This is a genomic window from Segatella sinensis (genome assembly GCF_040095255.1).
In the GTDB taxonomy this organism is placed as follows: Bacteria; Bacteroidota; Bacteroidia; order Bacteroidales; family Bacteroidaceae; genus Prevotella; species Prevotella sinensis.
Genome location: NZ_JBBNGE010000040.1, coordinates 25,870 through 32,075 on the forward strand (window position 1 = coordinate 25,870; position 6,206 = coordinate 32,075).

At 43.6% G+C, this 6,206-nt stretch carries 5 protein-coding genes; all 5 read left to right on the forward strand.

Annotated features, from left to right (window positions below; genetic code table 11):
• Window positions 1–54 precede the first annotated feature (54 nt).
• The 5 genes from AAAT87_RS11065 (at window position 55) to AAAT87_RS11085 (ending at window position 6,098) form a co-directional block, all read left to right on the forward strand.
• Complete coding sequence (locus AAAT87_RS11065; RefSeq protein WP_349226442.1) at window positions 55–798, forward strand: porin family protein; 744 nt, start codon at window positions 55–57, stop codon at window positions 796–798.
• Between the two features lie 41 nt (window positions 799–839).
• Window positions 840–2,372, forward strand: a complete 1,533-nt coding sequence (locus AAAT87_RS11070; protein ID WP_349226443.1) for a sensor histidine kinase — start codon at window positions 840–842, stop codon at window positions 2,370–2,372.
• Window positions 2,369–3,100 carry a response regulator transcription factor gene (locus AAAT87_RS11075; protein WP_349226444.1) on the forward strand — a complete coding sequence of 244 codons (732 nt, stop codon included), beginning with the start codon at window positions 2,369–2,371 and terminating at the stop codon, window positions 3,098–3,100. The genes AAAT87_RS11070 and AAAT87_RS11075 overlap by 4 nt, the downstream gene beginning before the upstream one ends.
• Before the next feature lie 400 nt (window positions 3,101–3,500).
• Complete coding sequence (gene rhuM / locus AAAT87_RS11080; protein ID WP_349226445.1) at window positions 3,501–4,871, forward strand: RhuM family protein; 1,371 nt, start codon at window positions 3,501–3,503, stop codon at window positions 4,869–4,871.
• A 9-nt stretch (window positions 4,872–4,880) separates the two neighbouring features.
• The gene (locus AAAT87_RS11085) at window positions 4,881–6,098 is read left to right on the forward strand and encodes a glycerate kinase family protein (protein ID WP_349226446.1); all 1,218 of its coding nucleotides are present in this window, start codon (window positions 4,881–4,883) and stop codon (window positions 6,096–6,098) included.
• The last annotated feature ends 108 nt before the right edge of the window (window positions 6,099–6,206 follow it).

Sequence of the window (6,206 nt, forward strand, 5' to 3'; positions counted from 1 at the left end):
AATAATTTCCTGAAAAGTATCTTACTTATCTTCTTTTTTATTACTTTTGCAAGCATGAAAGAGAAACGAAGAATATTCATATTGGCAGTTGTGGCTTGCTTTTGTACATTGGTAATGCAAGCGCAGGAAGTGAAGAGTGTTTCTTTGGATTCCGTTCCGAAGGCATCTTTACCTAAGGAAGGTATGTCGTTTAAGGAAGGTATGTCGTTGGAATATTCTCGTCCTTCGCTCGGTGGATTTCCGGTACTTCAAGGCAAATCTTATTACTCTGAATCGAATGCACCTTGGATGTCGGAAGAAGGAAAACCTTTAGAGATTGCGCCGAATGCAATACCTCATATTTCTCTTCCTTCCCCGAATTTGGGTACAATAGCGGTATATTCTTCGGGTATTGAAGTCCCAGGACTGATGAATAGGCAGACTGCAGGGGTTGTTTATCAACAAAATTTCGGTCGTTTTGTTTTTTCTCCTTATGCTGGGATAGAAAAGATAAACACGGGAGTATATGGATTTGGCAATCTCACCAAAGCTTCTTTTGGTGGACGAATGGCTTATCAGGTAAACGACTGGCTCACAGTGGGATTCTATGGACAATATGTTCCAACGAAAACCTCTGATCCTCGAAGCGTCATCATGTCTCCTTTCAATCCCAAAAGCAGCTATGGTGGCTTCATGGAAGTGATGTTCAATCAACATTGGGGGATAGGAGCCAAGATGGGACGAGAGTTTGCGCCACAAAAGAATGGTAAATGGGGATGGAAGAATACCACGGAGGTTTATCCGATTTTCAGAAAATGAGTATTTAATTCATCTGGAAAAATCTTTAATACAAGGAAAGAATGAAGTTACATCTTAAATACATAGTTACGCTCGTCATCACGGCTCTGGTCTGCATCTTCGCATATCAGACCTATTGGCTCGTGGGGCTTTATCAGTCTCAGGAAAAGGAGGTTGAAGCAAAAATCAAGGGTGGAATGGAGTACGCTCACTTCATGGAGATGAAGAAGCGAATCGAACGATTGCGCAATGATGATAAAGGGCCTCATAGACAACTGACGGGTTCTGTTGCTTTTTCTATGGATGAAGACGATGATATTGATCAAAAGGTAAAGGTGAAAAAGGTTCGTGGAGGAAAGATCGTTCAGTCTGTTCAAACAACTTTTACCAAGCAAGAGAAGCGTAGTGAAGATGACAAGGACCAGGAATTGATGATGATGATGTCGGGCAAGCTGGCAACTATGGTACAACAGGCACTGTTTGGCAAATTGAATGAAATCGCCAAACCAGACATCAATGACTATGACAGTGCATGGGTTGCCAAGATGCTTTCAGACAGTTTGTTGGTGGGCGACGATATTCATCCGCTTCCGCATCAGATTCAGCTTTTTGCAGGAAAGAAGGTTTTGGCGAAAGTGACGACGAAGGGGTATGTGTCTTCCGCCAATGCCAAGCAATACCAATATGTGGTTTGTAATGAGGGGGAGGCGAATGAGGAGAAATATGTCCTTACCTTAGAGCCGCTTACGATGACTGTGCTCAGCCAGATGGCAGGCATTCTTGCCACATCGCTCTTCATCATGCTCATCCTGGCTTTCGTCTTCTGGTTCCTGATTCATACGATGCTCAAGCAGAAGACGCTTGATGAGATGAAGAGTGATTTCACCAATAATATCACGCACGAATTGAAGACTCCGATAGCCGTAGCCTATGCTGCCACCGACTCCCTGCTGAACTACGGAATGCTCCAGCATCCTGATAAGGCGCGCAAGTATCTCAACATCGCCCAGGAGCAGTTGCAGACGCTCAGCGGATTGGTGGAACAGATTCTGTCGATGAGTATGGAACGACGGAAATCGATGCTTCTCAATATCGTGGAAGTTCCAATGAAGGAGGTGATTGAACCATTAATCTCCCAGCATCAGCTGAAAGTGAAATCAGGAGAAAGAACGGATAAAAAGGTGAATATTTCGTTGTCTGTAGAACCGGAAAATCTGATGGTTCATGCCGACCGGATGCATTTCTCAAACATCGTGAGCAATCTCATAGACAATGCCATTAAGTATTCTGAAGATAGCGTGAAGATAGAAATCAAGGCTTTCCAAAAAGCCGAGGATGAAGTGCTGGTTTCCGTATCAGATAATGGAATCGGTATTGCCCACGATAAATTGCCTTATATTTTCGACAAGTTCTATCGGGTGACGGATGGCAATAAATATACGGTCAAGGGCTATGGTCTCGGCCTTTTCTATGTCAAGAGCCTGATGGAGAAAATGGGCGGTTCTGTTTCCGTAGAAAGCGAGCCGGGAAAAGGAAGCTGCTTCACCCTGCATTTCCTTAAAGGCAAAAAGGTAAAAAGTAAAAAGAAACAATGAATAAGATAAAAGTATTACTGGTAGAAGACGAAACATCCTTGGCGATGATTCTGAGCGACACCTTGGAGGCGCAGGGCTTCGAGATGCGCACGGCGCGTGATGGCGAAGAGGGGCTTCGTATGTTCGATGAACAGAAGCCTGATGTGCTGGTTGCGGATGTGATGATGCCCAAAATGGATGGTTTCGAGATGGTGCGCCGTATCCGCAAGACGGATTCCCGTACTCCTGTGCTTTTCCTCACAGCTCGTTCGGCGGTGAATGATGTGGTAGAGGGATTTGAATTGGGTGGCAATGATTATCTGAAGAAGCCGTTTGCCATCCAGGAGCTCATCGTCCGTATCAAGTCGCTTTGTCATCGGGCTTCAGTGGGAAATATTTCTTCTGAAGAACAGGAAGGGGGGAATGTTTCTCCTGATAATCCGGATGCTGCTGATCAATGGCTCTCCATCGGTCGTTATCGCCTGAATGTTACCAGTCAGATTCTGCAGTTGGATGGTAAAGATACAGAACTGTCACATCGTGAATCAGAAATCCTTCGCATGCTTGTGGAGAGCAAGAACAATGTGGTAGAGAGCAAAGATATTCTCCTGCAACTCTGGGGCGATGACAGCTTCTTCAATTCTCGCAGTCTCCATGTTTTCATTACCAAGCTCCGCCACAAGTTATCTGCCGATGAAAATATCAGAATCATCAATGTGAGGGGAATTGGGTATAAAATGATTTGCTAGAATCTTGTAAAAGAACTATTCTTCCTATCCATCAACAAGCGCATCGAATGCTTCTTTAAAGTATTCCATCTATCCATCGCTCTATCCAATCAGGATGTTCGTTTCGAAGAGACATTGCTAGAAGGTCTCCGTCAAAAGCTTTTCTTCTATTTCTTCATATTTGCACATAAGTCTTTAATCTTTAGAAAACCTTTGAAAAATCTACTGCAAAAATACGAGGAATCTTTTTAATAGCCAAATGTTTTAACCTCTTTTTTCTATCAGCTCTTATCAGAAGCATCTGTTTTTGAAAGTTTTTCTCAAAAAGGTTTGTGGTTTCAGGAATAATGGCTAATTTTGCGGGCGGGAAAGCGTCACTCCTCATTGGTGATGCTTTAGGGAATGATAAAATAAATAGGATATGAATAAGATATTTGATAGTATCAGACAGATGGATGAGGCTGGACAAGAATATTGGTCGGCTAGGGAATTGGCGTCTGTTATTGGTTATGCAGATTATCGTAATTTTAGCAAAATCATAGATAAGGCTAAGGTCTTATGTGTACAAAACAATAAGAGTGTAGAAGACCATTTCGTTGAAGTCAACGAAATGGTTACTATTGGTAGTGAGGCAAAGAGAAAGCTGAAGTCCTACCATCTTTCCCGTTATGCTTGCCTTCTTATTTCTATGTCGCTCAGTTCCAGAAAAGAGAATGCATTGCCTGCATTAGAGTATTTTTCTGGTAAGCAGAATTTATCTTCTTCTTCATTACAAAATGCTGATACTTATACCAATACGGATATTGTGTTCTTCTCAGATTCGGAAGGAAAACTGAGAGTGGAATTAGTCTTTGATGGAGATACGGTTTGGACGACACAGAAGAGAATTGCAGAAATCTTTCAAGTAGATGTGCGAACAGTGAGCTATCACATCAATGAAATCTTGAACAGCGGAGAACTCAATAAATATTCAGTTATCCAAAAATCTTGGATAACTGCGGATGATGGGAAGAAATACGAAATGAATGTATATAATCTGGATATGATTATTGCGGTGGGCTATCGTGTGAACAGTTACAAGGCAACTCGTTTTCGGCAATGGGCAACCAATACCTTGAGCGAATTTATCCGAAACGGTTACGTGTTAGATGAAGAGCGTTTTAAGCAAGGTGGAAAGCTGATTCAGGTGAAGTTTGACCAGTTGCTGGAACGTATTCAGGAGATTCGAGCATCCGAGCGGATGGCTTATCAAAAAATAACAGATATTTATGCCACGGCTTGCGATTATCAGAAGAATGCTACTACAACGCAGGAGTTTTATGCCAAGGTGCAGAATAAGTTGCATTGGGCAATAACGGGTAAGACGGCAGCAGAAATCGTTTATTCTTCTGCTGATGCAACCAAGAAACACATGGGATTAACTTCTTGGGCTCAAGCTCCCGATGGTAAGGTGTTGAAATCGGATGTGACAATAGCAAAGAATTATTTGCATATAGAACAGATGAAGGAATTGAATGGTATTGTTTCTGCTTATATTGACTTAGCTGCCAATCGTGCCAAACGCCATATTCCAACGACTATGGAACAATGGGTCAAGTTCTTGGATGGTTTTCTTGAATTATCATCTTATCCAATTTTGATAGATAAGGGAAAGGTTTCGGCTCTTGAAGCTCGGTTGAAAGCTTATGAGGAATATGATAAGTTCAGGGTGATTCAAGACCGTGAGTTCTTGTCGGATTTTGACAAGGAAGTGATGAGGTTAAAAGGAGAATTGGGGTTGTTTGATAATTGATGATTAAGTATGAAAAAAATAATAATTGCTTGCGACTCTTATAAGGGCTGCCTTTCGAGCAGAGAGGTGAACGAGGCGATTGCTTCGGGAGTAAAGGAATGGAATGCGGAAGATGCTTCTCCCGAAATAAAGAAATTGGATTCTGATGCTTCTTCTCCCAAAATAAAGAAATTGGATTCTGATGATGCTGCTTCCGAAAGAAGGAAATTGTCTCCTGATGATGCTTCTCCCGAAATCATTACCCTGGAAATGAGTGATGGAGGAGAGGGAATGCTCGATGCTTTTCTCGCGGCGATGAAGGGAGAGCGAGTGAGGATTCATGCCCATGATGCGCTGATGAGATGGATTGAGGCGGAATACGGAATCGTGGATGATACGGCGATTATCGAGATTGCGCAGACCGCCGGACTGGCTCTGATTGAGCCTGAACAGCGCAACCCGATGAAGGCAACTTCCTGGGGTGTGGGCGAGATGATAATGAATGCTTATCGCCGGGGCGTGCGCCATTTCATCGTGGGCTTGGGCGGAAGTGCCACATCTGATTGCGGCATAGGAATGCTCAAGGCGATGGGCGACGACTGGAAGAAAATCCGACAGGAATGCAGTTTTGTGCTGGCTTCGGACGTTACCAATCCGCTCGGTGGTGAAAACGGGGCGGCTCACGTCTTTGCGCCTCAGAAGGGAGCTGATGCTAAGATGGTGCAGATGCTGGATGATAGGGCGAGGAAGTTTGCCGAGGTAAGCTCCAGGCATTTCGGATATGATAGGAGTGAGGCTCCCGGAGCTGGTGCTGCCGGAGGTTTGGGCTATGCTTTCCTGCAATATTTCAATGCTGAGGCTCGTCCTGGGGCTGAGCTTCTCTTGGATGAAATAGGTTTTGATGCGCTCATTCAGAATGCTGATCTCGTGATTACGGGCGAGGGACATAGTGATAAACAGACCTTTATGGGGAAGTTGCCGCAAAGGATTCTGGAGCATGTTCTGAAGTGTAGGGAATCGGATAAAAGCCATGTGGCTTGCTCGCAGTTTTCCGGGGATTGCAAATCCCCGGAATCTTCGTTTCCCCTTGTGTGGCTCGTCTCGGGTGGCGTAAGCGACAGGCAGGTGATGCTGGATGCAGGTTTTGATAGAGTGATTCAGATTACTCCTGATTCTATGCCTTTGGAAGAGGCGATGAAACCGTATGTAGCCCGTAACAACATCATAAAAGTGATAAAGAACAAATAAAAGTTAGGGTAAAAAGAAACGATAAGATAATTAGGGTGTCCAGTTCTCTGTTCTTAAAAACAAGCTGGAAATATCCCTGTTAATTGTTAATATTACGCTCTGATATTT